The 12552-nt window shown below is 71.8% G+C and carries 11 protein-coding genes; 7 read left to right on the top strand and 4 right to left on the bottom strand.

The genetic code is table 11. The annotated features are described in order from the left end of the window. The first annotated feature begins 45 nt into the window (after positions 1-45). Positions 46-1374, top strand: a complete 1329-nt coding sequence (locus ACZ7OY_RS10815; RefSeq protein WP_384723994.1) for a class I SAM-dependent RNA methyltransferase — start codon at positions 46-48, stop codon at positions 1372-1374. 343 nt (positions 1375-1717) lie between these two features. On the opposite strand, the gene ACZ7OY_RS10810 is transcribed toward ACZ7OY_RS10815, so the two are convergent. Continuing rightward, positions 1718-4477 (bottom strand): M4 family metallopeptidase, encoded by a 2760-nt coding sequence (locus ACZ7OY_RS10810; protein WP_471911076.1) that lies wholly within the window; start codon positions 4475-4477, stop codon positions 1718-1720. Between the two features lie 262 nt (positions 4478-4739). Between ACZ7OY_RS10810 and ACZ7OY_RS10805 the strand changes: the two genes are divergently transcribed. Next, positions 4740-5750, top strand: coding sequence for a helix-turn-helix transcriptional regulator (locus ACZ7OY_RS10805; RefSeq protein WP_471911075.1), 1011 nt, complete (start codon positions 4740-4742; stop codon positions 5748-5750). A 51-nt stretch (positions 5751-5801) separates the two neighbouring features. On the opposite strand, the gene ACZ7OY_RS10800 is transcribed toward ACZ7OY_RS10805, so the two are convergent. After that, positions 5802-6191, bottom strand: coding sequence for a hypothetical protein (locus ACZ7OY_RS10800; RefSeq protein ID WP_471911074.1), 390 nt, complete (start codon positions 6189-6191; stop codon positions 5802-5804). Positions 6192-6460: 269 nt separating this feature from the next. Between ACZ7OY_RS10800 and ACZ7OY_RS10795 the strand changes: the two genes are divergently transcribed. From ACZ7OY_RS10795 to ACZ7OY_RS10785, 3 genes are all read left to right on the top strand, one after another. Beyond that, on the top strand, positions 6461-7351 hold the full coding sequence (locus tag ACZ7OY_RS10795) for an NAD(P)-dependent oxidoreductase (RefSeq protein ID WP_471911073.1): 891 nt from the start codon (positions 6461-6463) through the stop codon (positions 7349-7351). Positions 7352-7476: 125 nt separating this feature from the next. Then, positions 7477-8184, top strand: coding sequence for a hypothetical protein (locus ACZ7OY_RS10790; protein WP_471911072.1), 708 nt, complete (start codon positions 7477-7479; stop codon positions 8182-8184). Between the two features lie 181 nt (positions 8185-8365). Continuing rightward, entirely contained in the window at positions 8366-8983 is a 618-nt protein-coding gene (locus ACZ7OY_RS10785) for a sigma-70 family RNA polymerase sigma factor (RefSeq protein WP_471911071.1), read from the top strand. Between the two features lie 28 nt (positions 8984-9011). Here ACZ7OY_RS10785 and ACZ7OY_RS10780 read toward each other — a convergent pair whose 3' ends face one another. Further along, positions 9012-9536 (bottom strand): MarR family winged helix-turn-helix transcriptional regulator, encoded by a 525-nt coding sequence (locus ACZ7OY_RS10780; protein WP_471911070.1) that lies wholly within the window; start codon positions 9534-9536, stop codon positions 9012-9014. 113 nt (positions 9537-9649) lie between these two features. Between ACZ7OY_RS10780 and ACZ7OY_RS10775 the strand changes: the two genes are divergently transcribed. After that, complete coding sequence (locus ACZ7OY_RS10775; RefSeq protein ID WP_471911069.1) at positions 9650-10165, top strand: YceI family protein; 516 nt, start codon at positions 9650-9652, stop codon at positions 10163-10165. Positions 10166-10192: 27 nt separating this feature from the next. Here ACZ7OY_RS10775 and ACZ7OY_RS10770 read toward each other — a convergent pair whose 3' ends face one another. After that, positions 10193-11860: a hypothetical protein gene (locus ACZ7OY_RS10770; protein ID WP_471911068.1), complete on the bottom strand. Its 1668-nt coding sequence runs from the start codon at positions 11858-11860 to the stop codon at positions 10193-10195. Positions 11861-12106: 246 nt separating this feature from the next. On the opposite strand from ACZ7OY_RS10770, the gene ACZ7OY_RS10765 reads away from it, so the two are divergent. Next, positions 12107-12496 carry a cell division protein SepF gene (locus tag ACZ7OY_RS10765; RefSeq protein WP_351603005.1) on the top strand — a complete coding sequence of 130 codons (390 nt, stop codon included), beginning with the start codon at positions 12107-12109 and terminating at the stop codon, positions 12494-12496. Positions 12497-12552 lie beyond the last annotated feature (56 nt).

Here is a 12552-nt window from a genome sequence, read left to right as displayed (position 1 = left end):
TGTTGTCCGGCCGTTCCTCTCTCGATGTTGTGGAGTCACCCCGCCATGCAGGCAGAACCGAAGAAGTCGCTGGTCGGGGCGGAGTACGAGGTCGAGGTCGGCCCCGTCGCCCACGGCGGGCACTGCATCGCCCGTACGTCCGAGGGCCAGGTGCTCTTCGTCCGGCACACGCTGCCCGGCGAACGGGTGGTGGCCCGGGTGACCGAGGGCGAGGAGGGGGCCCGCTTCCTTCGCGCGGACGCGGTCCAGGTGCTGGAGGCCTCCAAGGACCGCGTCGAGGCGCCCTGCCCCTACGCCGGCCCCGGCCGCTGCGGCGGCTGCGACTGGCAGCACGCCAAGCCCGGCGCCCAGCGGCGCCTCAAGGGCGAGGTGATCGCCGAGCAGCTCCAGCGGCTCGCGGGCCTCACCCCCGAGGAGGCCGGCTGGGACGGCACGGTGATGCCGGCCGAGGGCGACAAGCTGCCCGCCGGCGAGGTGCCGCAGTGGCGCACCCGCGTCCAGTACGCCGTGGACGCCGACGGCAACGCGGGACTGCGCCGCCACCGCTCGCACGAGGTCGAGCCGGTCGAGCACTGCATGATCGCCGCGCCGGGCGTCAGCGAGCTCGGCATCGAGGAGCGCGACTGGTCCGGCATGGCGTCCGTGGACGCGATCGCCGCCACCGGCTCCCAGGACCGCATGGTGATCCTGGAGCCCCGCCCCGGCGCCCGCCTGCCCCTCGTCGAGCTCGACAGGCCGGTCTCCGTGATGCGGGTCGCCGAACAGGACGGCGGCATCCATCGCGTCCACGGCCGCGCCTTCGTGCGCGAGCGCGCCGACGGCCGCACCTACCGCGTCGGCAGCGGCGGCTTCTGGCAGGTCCACCCGATGGCCGCCGACACCCTCGTCAAGGCCGTCATGCAGGGCCTGCTGCCCCGCAAGGGCGAGATGGCCCTCGACCTGTACTGCGGCGTCGGCCTCTTCGCCGGCGCCCTCGCCGACCGCCTCGGCGAGACGGGCGCGGTCCTCGGCATCGAGTCCGGCAAGCGCGCGGTCGAGGACGCCCGCCACAACCTCGCCGCCTTCGACCGCGTCCGCATCGAACAGGGCAAGGTCGAATCCGTCCTCCCCCGCACCGGCATCACCGAGGTCGACCTCATCGTCCTGGACCCGCCGCGAGCGGGCGCGGGCAGGAAGACGGTCGAACACCTCGCGTCGCTGGGCGCCCGCCGCATCGCGTACGTGGCCTGCGACCCGGCGGCCCTGGCCCGCGACCTGGGGTACTTCCGCGACAACGCCTACAAGGTGCGCACACTGCGCGCGTTCGACCTGTTCCCGATGACGCACCATGTGGAGTGCGTGGCGATCCTGGAGCCTGCGGGGAAGGGTCGCTGACCTGCTATTTCCCTGAGTGCGCGGTACGGGCGGCGGCCTGCCGGCGGAACGATGTCCGTGACGCCCGGTACCACCGTCCCGGCGGTGGTCCCTCCGTCGTCGCAGTGTGCCGGTCGGCTTCGTCGACCGGAGCAGAACCACGCCGTGGGCCAGTGGGTCGTGAAGCACGGCGAGGGACACGGCGTGGACACCTCACGCATCGCCGTCACCGGCGAATCCCCGGTCCCGGAGGCGAGTCCCGGACGCGAACCGGCTTCTGCCGGTCACCGGCCGAGCGGATGTGCAAGGAGCGGCCGGGCTCCCCCATCGGAGTCCGGCCGCTCCCGTTCCGCGGTGGGCAGGCTCAGCAGGAGCCCGCCGGGCGGTCCCGCTTCACGAGGTTCGTGTAGCCGGTGGTGCCGTCCAGCCAGAGCACGCGCTGCCCGCTGTCCGCGGCCGCGTACACCTGGTCGCCGCGGTTGCAGGAGACGCGCTGCGCGCCGCCCTCGCCGTCGGACGCCACCTGGTACAGCTTCGGCAGCGTGTCGTTGGCCCACGAGGTGGCCGGGGGCAGCGTGGTCACGGTGACCGCGTCGTCCGAGGCCGTCAGGGAGTAGGCGTACAGCGAGCCGGCGCCGGACTCCGGGGTGAGGGTGACCGGGCCCGAGCCGTCGAGCGCGGCGCGCTTGACCGCGGCCTGGCCGGAGTCGGTGATGTCGTCGTCCTCGATCCAGGTGACGCCGTCGTCGGTGAGGGCGGTCTGGCCGAGGCCGGCCGTCGTGGACTTGTCGACCGGCATCAGCGTGGTCTTGCCGGTGGCCGTGTCGAGGACCTCGACGCCGAGCTTGTAGCCGTCGGACTCGGGCCACAGCTTCGCGTAGGCGATCTTGCCGTCACGGACCGAGGGCAGTGCGGTGGAGATGGCGTAGCTGGTGTTGACCTGCTTGATGTCGCCGGTCTTGATGTTGAGGTACCAGACGTGCTGGCGGCCGTAGTACGGGTCCGGCGCGGTGTAGGCGAGGATGTCGCCGTTCAGCGCGAGTCCGGAGACGTTGGCGGCGGTGCCGCCGATGACCTTGTCGACACCGCTGCCGACCGGGCGTACGTGGAAGTAGACCGAGTCGGAGGCGAATTCGGCCCAGGCGACGTTCTTGCCGTCCGTGGTGGCGTAGACGTTGTAGTCGCCGTTGTTGGGGCTCTTCTGCTCCGGCGTGCCCTTGCCGCTGGTGTTGCCGACCCACACCGAGTACGGCTCGCTGCCGTCCTCGTTGGAACGGGAGAGCGCGTACTTGCCGTTGCCCGCGCTCACGCCGGTACCGGCCACGTTGACCTTGGACAGGATCGTGTCGGTGTCGATGCCGATCGCCTTCTCCCAGCCGGGCACGATGCCGTGCGCGTCGAAGGAGGTCTTGACGGTCTTCAACTGGGCCTTGGTGACACCCAGTTCCTGCGCGGCGGCGATGACCGCGGCGCGGCCCTCGGTGAAGCCGTCCAGCGGGGTCATGTACGCGGACAGCGCGCGGTAGACGATCTGGTCCGCGAGGTCGCCGCCGAGGTCCTGGCGCATGTCCCACAGGGCGCCGGAGAAGATCGTGGAGTTGAGGTGCACGCCACCGTTGTCACCGCGGAAGGTGACGCCGATGAAGTCCTTCGACGTGGTGGCGCCGTCGTTGAGGTCGCGCAGGGCGCACTCGCGCGGGCTCTTGGTGGTGCACAGGTCCTCGCCGAGGAGTCCCGAGTCCGGGTCGTCCATCGACTGGCCGTTGGCCTCCAGGTCGATGGCGTTGCCGAAGTAGTCGGAGATCGCCTCGTTCATCGCGCCGGACTGGCCCGCGTAGACCAGGCCCGCGGTGTGCTCGGTGACACCGTGCGTCATCTCGTGGCCGACGACGTCGGCGTCGGCGGAGAAGGTGCGGTAGTCGCCGCCGCCCTGGCCGTACACCATCTTGGTGCCGTCCCAGAAGGCGTTGTCGTACGGCTGCCCGTTCGACGTCACGCCGACCAGGGAGTAGATGAAGCCGTCCTTGCCGTCGATGCCGCTGCGGCCGAAGTGGTTCTTGTAGTAGTCGTAGACCTTGCCGGCGGCCCAGTGGGCGTCGACCGCGCCGGAGTCGGTGAAGTCGGCGCCGAGGTCGGTGGTGTCCGACCGGAACGTCTTGATGCCGCTCGGCCAGGCGCCGGACGCGGTGGAGACGTCACGGCCACGGGCGTCGTACGTGGCGATCATCTCGCCCTTGTACGGGCTGTCCGCGGGGCGCTTGCTGTAGTCGATCATCTGGTAGACACCCGTGATGTCCTTGTACAGATTGATCTCGGTCTTCTCGCCGTTGTAGCGAACGCCCGTGCCCTTGACCACCAGTTGGTCGGCGGCCGTGGTGGCGGCCGTGTCGTCGGCCGCCGCGGTGCCGTCGGCGGCGCCGGTGGCGGTGCCCGTCGCACCGAAGGTCTGGATGTCGCTGTACTGCATCACCGCGTAGCCGGAGTGGGCGTCGACGTACACCTCCTGCCGTACGGGCGTGCCGTCGGCCGGGCTGGTGCCGGTGACGGTGATGTGCCGGGTCAGCACACCTGCGCCCTGGGGCAGGATGGTCACGCCCGCGGCCTTGCCGGTGAGGGTGCCGTCCGCACCGGTCTGCCCGTCCTTGGCCGGGGCCCTGAGCAGGCCGCCGCCGAGCTGCGCGGAGACGGCGCCGACCGCACGCTCGATCGCGGTCTTCTCGGAGACCTTCGGGGTGACCGAGTCGAGCTTCACCGCGGTGAAGTAGTTGCCGGAGGTGCCGGTGACGGTGCGCCTGCCGTCCTTCTTCGTCATCCGGACGATGTACTGGCCGCCGAGGACCGGGACACCCTTGTACTTCTGCTGGAGGCGGACCGTCTCCCGGCCGCTCTTGTCGGTCGTGGTTCCGGCCGAGGCCAGGTCCTTCGCCGAGGTGTCCGCGATGTGGTAGCGGCTCTTCCTGGCCTTGAGGTGGTCGCGGGCGGCGTCGGCCGCGGCCACGCCGGCGTCGGCCTCCTCGTTCAGCCCGGTGACGAGTGAGGGGGTGTCGGTCTCGGTGCCCGGCGTCACATCGGACGCGGCGGACGTGGCGGACGTGGCGGCAGTGTCCGCGTGGGCGGCCGGCACGACTGTCACCAACAGGCCCGCGGCGGCTAGCAAAGCCGCTGTGCCCTGGCCGACGGATATGCCGCCGGACCCCTGTCCCGCTCTGGCTGATCTCCTGCGTGCTGCACTCCGCACGGTGCCCCTCCGGTGCCACTGACGCGTGAACGGATATCGGATGCGGACATGCAAGTACCGGACCCAGGGTGTGAACAATGTGTTCCAGGTGTGCACTTGTGTACGTGCACACTTGTGTGGCCTGCACGGATCGGGTGAGAATCCCGGCGTGGAGCGGGGCAAGGTGGACGCGCAATGGCAGGCTCTCGGGCTGGGAACGGAGGAACTCCGGGTCTACGAGGCGCTGCTGAATGTCCCTGAACACCCGTCCGAGGACGCCCTCGCCCGGTCCGTCGGACTCTCCGCCGCCCGGCTGGCCGCCGTCCTCGACCACCTCTCCGAACGCGGGTTCACCCGGCCCGGCCGCGCGGCCGCCGTGCCCGCCGCGATCGCCCCCGCCACCGCTCTGCGCAACCTGATCCATCTGCACCAGGCCGAACTGCTGCGCAGATCGGCCGAGTTGGAGGAACTCACCGGAGCGGTGGACCGGATGGCCGCCCACCTGCTGAGTTCCGCGCACGGTGCTCCCACGCTCGGCATCGAGACGGTCCGGGGCGGCGAGGCGATCGCCTCGCGGGTGGCCTCGCTGCTCGTCTCGGCCACGGAGGAGGTGGCGCTCCTGGACCGGCCGCCCTACGCGTCGAGCGAGCCGGACGGGATGCCCTCCCCGCTCGACGTGACCGAACCGGTACGGCGCGGGGTGCGGGTGCGGACCGTGGTGGACCGCGAGGGCCTGCGCTTCCCGGGCCGCGCCCGCGGCCTGGGCGACCTTTCCGCGCACGGCGTGCAGATCCGGGTGGGCATGGACCTGCCGACGAAACTGATCACGGTCGACCGGCGGGTGACGCTGCTGCCGCCGACCGACGCGGCGGACCCGACGGCCTCGGCGCTGGTGGTGAGCGACTCGCTCCTGAGCAACGCGCTGGTGCCGTTGTTCGAGGCGATCTGGGAACGCGCCGTACCCATCGGATCGGTGTCGGAAAGTCAGATCACGGACGAGGAAAGGGAGTTGCTGACCCTGCTCGCCTCCGGTCTGAAGGACGAGGCGATCGCCCGGCGCCTCGACATCCACGTCCACACGGTCCGCCGCCGCATCACCCGGCTGATGCAGTTGCTCAACACGCAGACCCGGTTCCAGGCGGGGGTGCAGGCGGCGATGCGGGGCTGGTTGACGGTGTGAGTGCGGCGAGCCGCTTCGCCGTACGGTCTCCCGTGGCGCTGCCCCGCACGGTCAGGTGGGGAGGTGATCCGGCCACCAGGGCGGGACGTTGCCCGGGCAGATCGGGTCGGGGTAGGAGTCCGCGATCCCCAGCCAGGTCACCAGGAACCACGTGAACCAGACGGTGAAGGCGATCCCCGCAGTCAGCGCCGGGCCGGGGTGGCGCCTGCCCAGGGTGCCGTACAGGACGACCCACACGACGGCCGTGGCGATCCAGATGAGCGGGGCGAGGAAGAGCAGGGTCATGCTGTCGGCCGCCGCGTTGACGCCGATGTCGCACGCCGCCCACACCCTCCCGATGGCGGTGAGGGAGACCACCGCGGTCAGGCCCCCGAAGAGGACACCGAACAGGATCCCACCGGACCGGGGTCGCGGAGGGCCCGACGGACCCGCTTGCGTCATCGCGTGTCTCCCCGTGCGGTGGGTGCGGAGGCTGCCGAAGTCCTTGACGTGATCCGTCCGCCTTCGGTTGCGGGCCGTGGCACGCCTGGCCGGCAAGCGCCCCGTCCCGATGCTCAACGGACCATCAGGCATGGCTGGACCGCCCGGTCCGCGTCACCCTGGGGTAATCAGCCCAAGACCTGCACAGTCCGATATCCCCGCACAGTCCGAGACCCGCGCGGTCCGAGCCCCGCGCGGCCCCTCGGCCCGACGAACAGGAAACCCCGAAGATGAGTGACATGCGCAGCGTGAGCGTCCTGGGCACCGGGATCATGGGTGCCGCGATGGCCCGCAATCTGGCTCGTGCCGGACATGCCGTGCGGGTCTGGAACCGCAGCCGGGACAAGGCGCAACCGCTGGCCGCCGACGGCGCGTACGTCGCCGGTGATCCCGCCGAGGCGGTCCAGGGCACCGATGTCGTCCTGACCATGCTGTACGACGGCCGCGCGGCCCTGGACGTGATGCGCCAGGCGGCGCCCGCGCTGCGGCCCGGCACCGCCTGGGTGCAGGCGACCACCGCCGGTGTCGAGGCGATCGACGAGCTGGCCGCCTTCGCCCGCGAGCACGGCCTGCACTTCTACGACGCCCCCGTGCTGGGCACCCGCCAGCCCGCGGAGGCCGGTCAGCTGACCGTGCTGGCCGCCGGTCCGGCCGAGGCGCGGGACCTGGTGACGCCGGTGTTCGACGCCGTGGGCGCCCGTACGGTGTGGACCGGCGAGGACGGCGCGGCCGGCAGCGCCAGCAGGCTGAAGCTCGTCGCCAACAGCTGGGTCATCGCGGCCACCGCCGCGACCGGCGAGGTGCTGGCCCTGGCGGAGGGGCTGGGGGTGGACCCGCAGAGCTTCTTCGACCTGATCGCTGGGGGCCCGCTCGACATGGGTTATCTGCGGGCCAAGTCCGAACTCGTGCTGGAGGGGCGACTGTCCCCGGCGTCCTTCGCGGTGGCGACCGCGGCGAAGGACGCCCGGCTGATCGTCGAGGCCGGTGCACGCCACGGTGTCCGGCTCGACGTGGCCGCCGCGAGCGCCGAGCGCCTGGAGCGCGCTGCCGCGCAGGGGCACGCCGACGAGGACATGGCCGCCGCGTACTTCGCGAGCTTCGACGAGAAGCCTTCCGCCTGAGCCGACCCGGCCGACTGAGCCGACCGGCCGGCCGAGCAGAACGGTCGAGCCGGACGCGAGTCCCGGCCGGGAAAATCCGTACTCACGTCTGACGACCTGAAACCCGGGTGCAAGGATGGGGCGGCATGACGGCGGGGTGGTGTTCGCGCACGGTACGGGCCGCGGTGTTCGCGGCCGTCTGTGTGCTGCTCGCCGCCCTGGGCCACGTCATGATGTCGGGCTCGTACGTGCCCGGTCGGGTGCTGACCGTCGCCATGGTCGTCACCGGTGCCTTCGGCTGGTGTCTGACGGGCCGTGAGCGTGGGCTGCCGCTGGTCGTGACCGCCGTCGTCGCCGCCCAGACGGCACTGCACTCGGCGTTCGCCCTCGCCCAGTCGACGTCCGCGGACACGGCCACCCCCATGAACATGAACATGCGAATGGATATGGGCATGGGCGGTATGGACATGGGATCCATGCGGTCCATGGATCCCATGAACTCCATGGGGCATACGGTCCATATGGACCATGTGGATCGCATGGGCAATCTCCTCGGTGGCGATCCCCTCATGGGCGGTGGGTCGTCCTCGTACGGCATGCTCGTCGCCCACCTTCTGGCCGCCTCGCTGTGCGGGCTCTGGCTGGCGTACGGGGAGAAGGCCGTCTTCCGCATCCTGCGGACCGTGGCCGGCCGGCTCGCGGCGCCCCTGCGGCTGCTGCTCGCCCTGCCCGCCCCGGCGGACCGGCCGCGCCTCGGTGTGGGCCGTCCCCGCTCGGACCGGGCTCCCCGTCTTCTCCTGCTCGTTCACGCGATCACCTCCCGGGGGCCGCCCGCGGGGACCGCTGCCGCCTGACGGCAGCCGGCAACCCGGGGCCGCCCCTGTGCGCCCCGGGCCACGGTCGTACGTGCGCGCAGGCGCCGCGGCCGTGTCTCCCCGCTCACCGGACCGTCCGCGCCGCCGTATGCGCCGAGGTCCGGATCCGGGGCACCCCGGGCTGCCCGTGGTGCGCCGGACGATTCGAGAAGGACACCAGGTGATCTCCTCCACCCTGCCCGGCTCCCCGCCCGCCCCGAACGGCACGAACGGCACGAACGACAGAGCGATATCGACCGACGAGTCGGTCACCGCCTGGGCGCTGGCCGCCCGGGGCGGTGACGCGCGGGCGGTCGAACAACTCGTACGCGCGCTGCAACGCGATGTCCTGCGCTACGTCGCCCATCTGTGCGCCGATCCGCAGGCGGTCGACGATCTGGCGCAGGACACGTTCCTGCGGGCGCTGGGCAGTCTGCACCGCTTCGAGGGGCGGTCCTCCGCCCGGTCCTGGCTGCTGTCCATCGCCCGCCGCGCGGTGATCGACAGCTACCGGTACGCCGCCGCCCGGCCCCGGCTGAGCGACGTACCGGACTGGCAGTCGGCGGTCGAGCGCGCCCAGCCCCGCGACCTGCCCGGTTTTGAAGAGGGGGTCGGTCTGCTGGAGTTGCTGGGGCTGCTGCCGGCCGAGCGGCGTGAGGCGTTCGTCCTCACCCAGTTGCTCGGTCTGCCGTACGCGGACGCGGCCGCGTTGAGCGGCTGTCCGGTCGGCACCGTGCGGTCCCGGGTGGCACGGGCCAGGGCGACCCTGCTGGAGCTGCTGGCCGAGGCGGCCGCCTGAGTCGTGTCCGGAGGTGCGGGCGGGGTGCCTACGGTGTCGCGGTGCCCCGGCCGTCCCCGGCGAGGCCGGGCAGCAGCCCGCACGCCGCCTCGCGCTGCTCCGGTCCCATGACGCTGGCGAGCGCCTGGGTCACCGTCTCGGCGAGCTGGTCCGAGGCCTCCCGCAGCAGTCGGCGGGCCTTGTCGGTGAGGGCGACCTCGACGCCGCGCCGGTCGTCGTGGACCGACCTGCGGGTGACGAGCCCGGCGTGCTGGAGGCAGGCGATCTGGTAGGTGAGCCGGGTCTTGGGGCGGCCCAGGAGGTCCGCGATCCGGGTCATCCGGACGCCCTCCCGGGGCTGCTCCGCCAGCAGGCACAGCACCAGGAACTCGTCGTGCGAGACGTCGAGCCGCTCCTTGACCACGGTGCGCAGCCGCTGTTCCACCGCCCCCGTCGCGGCGAGCAGCAGCATCCAGGCGCGCAGCTCGGCGGGGAGCAGCCCCGTGCCCTGCATGGACGGGCATTCGGGCAGGTCGGTAGGCAGGTCGGCGGGCTGCTCATCGGGGACTGCCATGGGGTCGAGTCTACCTGTTGTCCATTTTTGGATTAGTAGGTTGTTCAAATTTGGATGTACGGCTACTGTGGCGGATCTCGAACATCCAAATTTGGACCACCTGGAGAAGGATCATGACCGTCGCCGTGGAAACCGGACTCTGGCAGCTCGACCCGAGCGCGTCCGCCGTCTCGCTCCGGCACCGGACGATGTGGGGCCTGGTCACCGTCAAGGGCGTCTTCGGCGCCGTGGCCGGCCGGGGCGAGGTCGCCGCCGACGGCACCGCGACCGGCACCCTCACCCTGGACGTCGCCTCCCTGGACACCAAGAACGCCAAGCGCGACACCCACCTGCGGTCCGCCGACCTCTTCGACGCCGACAACCACCCGGAGATCACCTTCGTGGCGCGCCACGTCGAGCGGGGCGGCGACGGCGACGCGGTGGAGGTGTCCGGTCAGCTGACCGTGCGCGGCATCAGCCGGCCGCTGTCCTTCCCGGCCCGGGTGACCGCGGCGGACGCCGGGGCGCTCACGCTGGACGCCGAGTTCACCGTGGACCGGGCGGAGTTCGGTATGGGCTGGAACCAACTGGGCATGATCCGCGGCCTGACCACGGTCGCCACCACGCTCCGCTTCACCCGAGCCTCCTGACCTGCCGACCGGAGGCCGTTCTCGAACTCACCCGCCCCGCGTGAGCCGTACGTCCGTGCTCGACAGGGTCTGCGGCGCGGGTGTGAAGGCGCGCAACCGGATCCGTACGCCCGGTCGAGGGAGGGCGAACCGGCCGGCGGGCGGGCGGAGTTCGTACTCGGCCGTGGTGTGCGCGGGCAGGGTCGCCGGCCCCCGCGTGATCGACCAGTACTTGCTCATGCCCTGGCCCGTGGTCAGCGTGAAGTGCGGACTGAGCGCGCTGTCGTCGGTGTTGGTGACGCGCAGCCGCAGCAGGGACACCACGGTCGCGGAGGCCCGCCGCTCCGCGATGACCCGCATCCGCAGCGGCGGCGCCCCGGTCGCCGCCCAGAGCGCGCACACCAGCGCCGGGGCGAGCACGAGCAGCGCGACGGCGGCCCGCGCCGGCCTGCCGGGCAGGCGGCGCAGCGGGCGCGGCTGCCACGCGCGGGTGAACTCCGCCGGGGGAGCGGTGATCGCGGCCGCCAGCCACAGCGGCGTCATCATCAGGTAGTAGCCGTCCTGGGAGCGCGTCGCCAGATAGAACGCGCACCAGGGCAGCACGGTGGCGGCCGGACCGAGCCGCCGCACGAACAGCACGAACAGCGCGAGCAGCGCGGCGGCCAGCAGCAGGCTCGCGTACCCGTACCAGTCGAGCCGGTCGCTGCCGTCGGTCAGGTACAGCGACACACCGACCAGGCCCTGGCCGTGCAGCACCGCGCCCTGGGTCAGCGGCAGAGCGATGCCGCCCAGCCACGCGCCGGGCTCGCGCACGACGAAGTACGTGTCGATCAGCAGCCATACGGCCACGGCGACCCCGCTCACCCGCAGGAGTACGGCCGTGGCCGCCCGCCGGCCCAGTTCGCCGCGGCGCACCGCGTAGATCCCGGCCAGCAGGAACGGCGTGAGGAACCAAGGTAGTTGCTGCGCCGAGCAGGCCGCGCCGAGACAGGCGGCCCGGGCGATCCCCGCGGCCCCGAGCCGGCCGCCCTGCCCGATCCGCGGCCAGCGCACCACCACCGGCACCAGCAGGACCAGGGCCAGGATCGCCGGATAGCCGAGCCGGGCGTACGACGGCAGGAAGGCGAAGCCGAGAAACAGCATGGTCGCCGCCGACCGCCACGGCACCGGCAGCATCCGCCAGGTGGTCGCCGCGGAGACGATGAGCGCGCAGGTGGTCATGGCGGTGGCCGGGGTGCCGGCGTGTCCCAGCCACAACAGCGGTGCGGTCAGCAGCGGAGCGAGGGGCGGATAGCCGTACGTGAAGTCGTAGCCGCCGGTCACCGTCGGGGTGACCGCGACCCCGTGGGTGAACAGCCACGGCCAGGGCTGCCCGTAGACGGCGTGGCCCGCGGCCAGTTCCCGCGCGGCCTGGGTGGTGAGCACCGCCTCGTCGCCGCCGTCGTGGTTCATGCTCCACGCGCACAGGGTGAGCGTCACCGCGGTCAGCAGCACGCACAGGTCCACCCGGGCCAGCGTCCGGGTCCGGCGCACCACCAGCACCAGCACCCCGCACGCCAGGATCGACGCGTAGCAGACCGAGATGACGGCGGCCACGGCCAGGCGGTGGCTCGCCGCGCTCGTCCACACCGATCGGGTTCCGATGAAGAGGCTCACATCGGCCAGGAGGGTGAGTACGCGGTGCCACGGTGCGGGAGACTCCGGAGTGGCGGACACCGCCGACTGTGTCCGCCGGCCCGGTGTCACCAGCTGTTTTTCTGCCAAGTGCACGCCACTGGACCGTAGTCGCCCCGGGTGAGCGGAGGGTCGCCGGACGTGAAGAGACGGGTGTGAGGCCGGTAAGAGGCCGCACCCGTGGGGAATCGACCGGTCGCGCACCGTGTCGTAGTTGGGCCGAACGGGTGACTTGGAGTAAGAATGGCTGGTGCAGGCAACGACTACGAGTGAGATCGGGGGGATCCGGTGAGCCGTTACGACGCCACCGATGAACAGTGGGAGGGTCTCGCCCAGGTCGTTCCGCTGAGAGGCCGGGACGCCTGGCCGTCCGCCGTGGGCCACCGGGCGCTGCCCGACGCGGAGACGGAGACCCGGCGCCGGTTCGTCGTCCTCAGGATCAGTGTCTTCGCCGACGCCCGCGAGGTCGCCGAGACGCTGATGTCGGGCATCCCGGTGCTGCTCGATCTGACCGGGGCGGAGACCGAGGTCGCCAAGCGGGTGCTGGACTTCAGCACGGGTGTCGTCTTCGGTCTGGCGAGCGGGATGCACAGGGTCGACCGGAACGTGTTCCTGCTGACCCCGCCGGGGACCGAGGTGAGCGGGCTCATGGAGGGCGCGGGCGTCTCCGAGCACTGAGAACGGTCCCCCGATCGTGGGAAGACGTTTCGGGCGGAACGGTTCCGCCGGCCGCG

It is taken from the genome of Streptomyces sp. NPDC107559, assembly GCF_055657365.1.
The sequence above is the reverse complement of the archived record's forward strand: the minus strand, read 5'-3'. Positions and strand labels throughout refer to the sequence as shown.

Coding starts and splice junctions, on each gene's coding strand:
- ACZ7OY_RS10815 (WP_384723994.1), top strand. CDS start 46: ATGCAGGCAGAACCGAAGAAGTCGCTGGTCGGGGCGGAGTACGAGGTC.
- ACZ7OY_RS10800 (WP_471911074.1), bottom strand. CDS start 6,191: ATGACGCAAGCGGGTCCGTCGGGCCCTCCGCGACCCCGGTCCGGTGGG.
- ACZ7OY_RS10795 (WP_471911073.1), top strand. CDS start 6,461: ATGAGTGACATGCGCAGCGTGAGCGTCCTGGGCACCGGGATCATGGGT.
- ACZ7OY_RS10790 (WP_471911072.1), top strand. CDS start 7,477: ATGACGGCGGGGTGGTGTTCGCGCACGGTACGGGCCGCGGTGTTCGCG.
- ACZ7OY_RS10780 (WP_471911070.1), bottom strand. CDS start 9,536: ATGGCAGTCCCCGATGAGCAGCCCGCCGACCTGCCTACCGACCTGCCC.
- ACZ7OY_RS10775 (WP_471911069.1), top strand. CDS start 9,650: ATGACCGTCGCCGTGGAAACCGGACTCTGGCAGCTCGACCCGAGCGCG.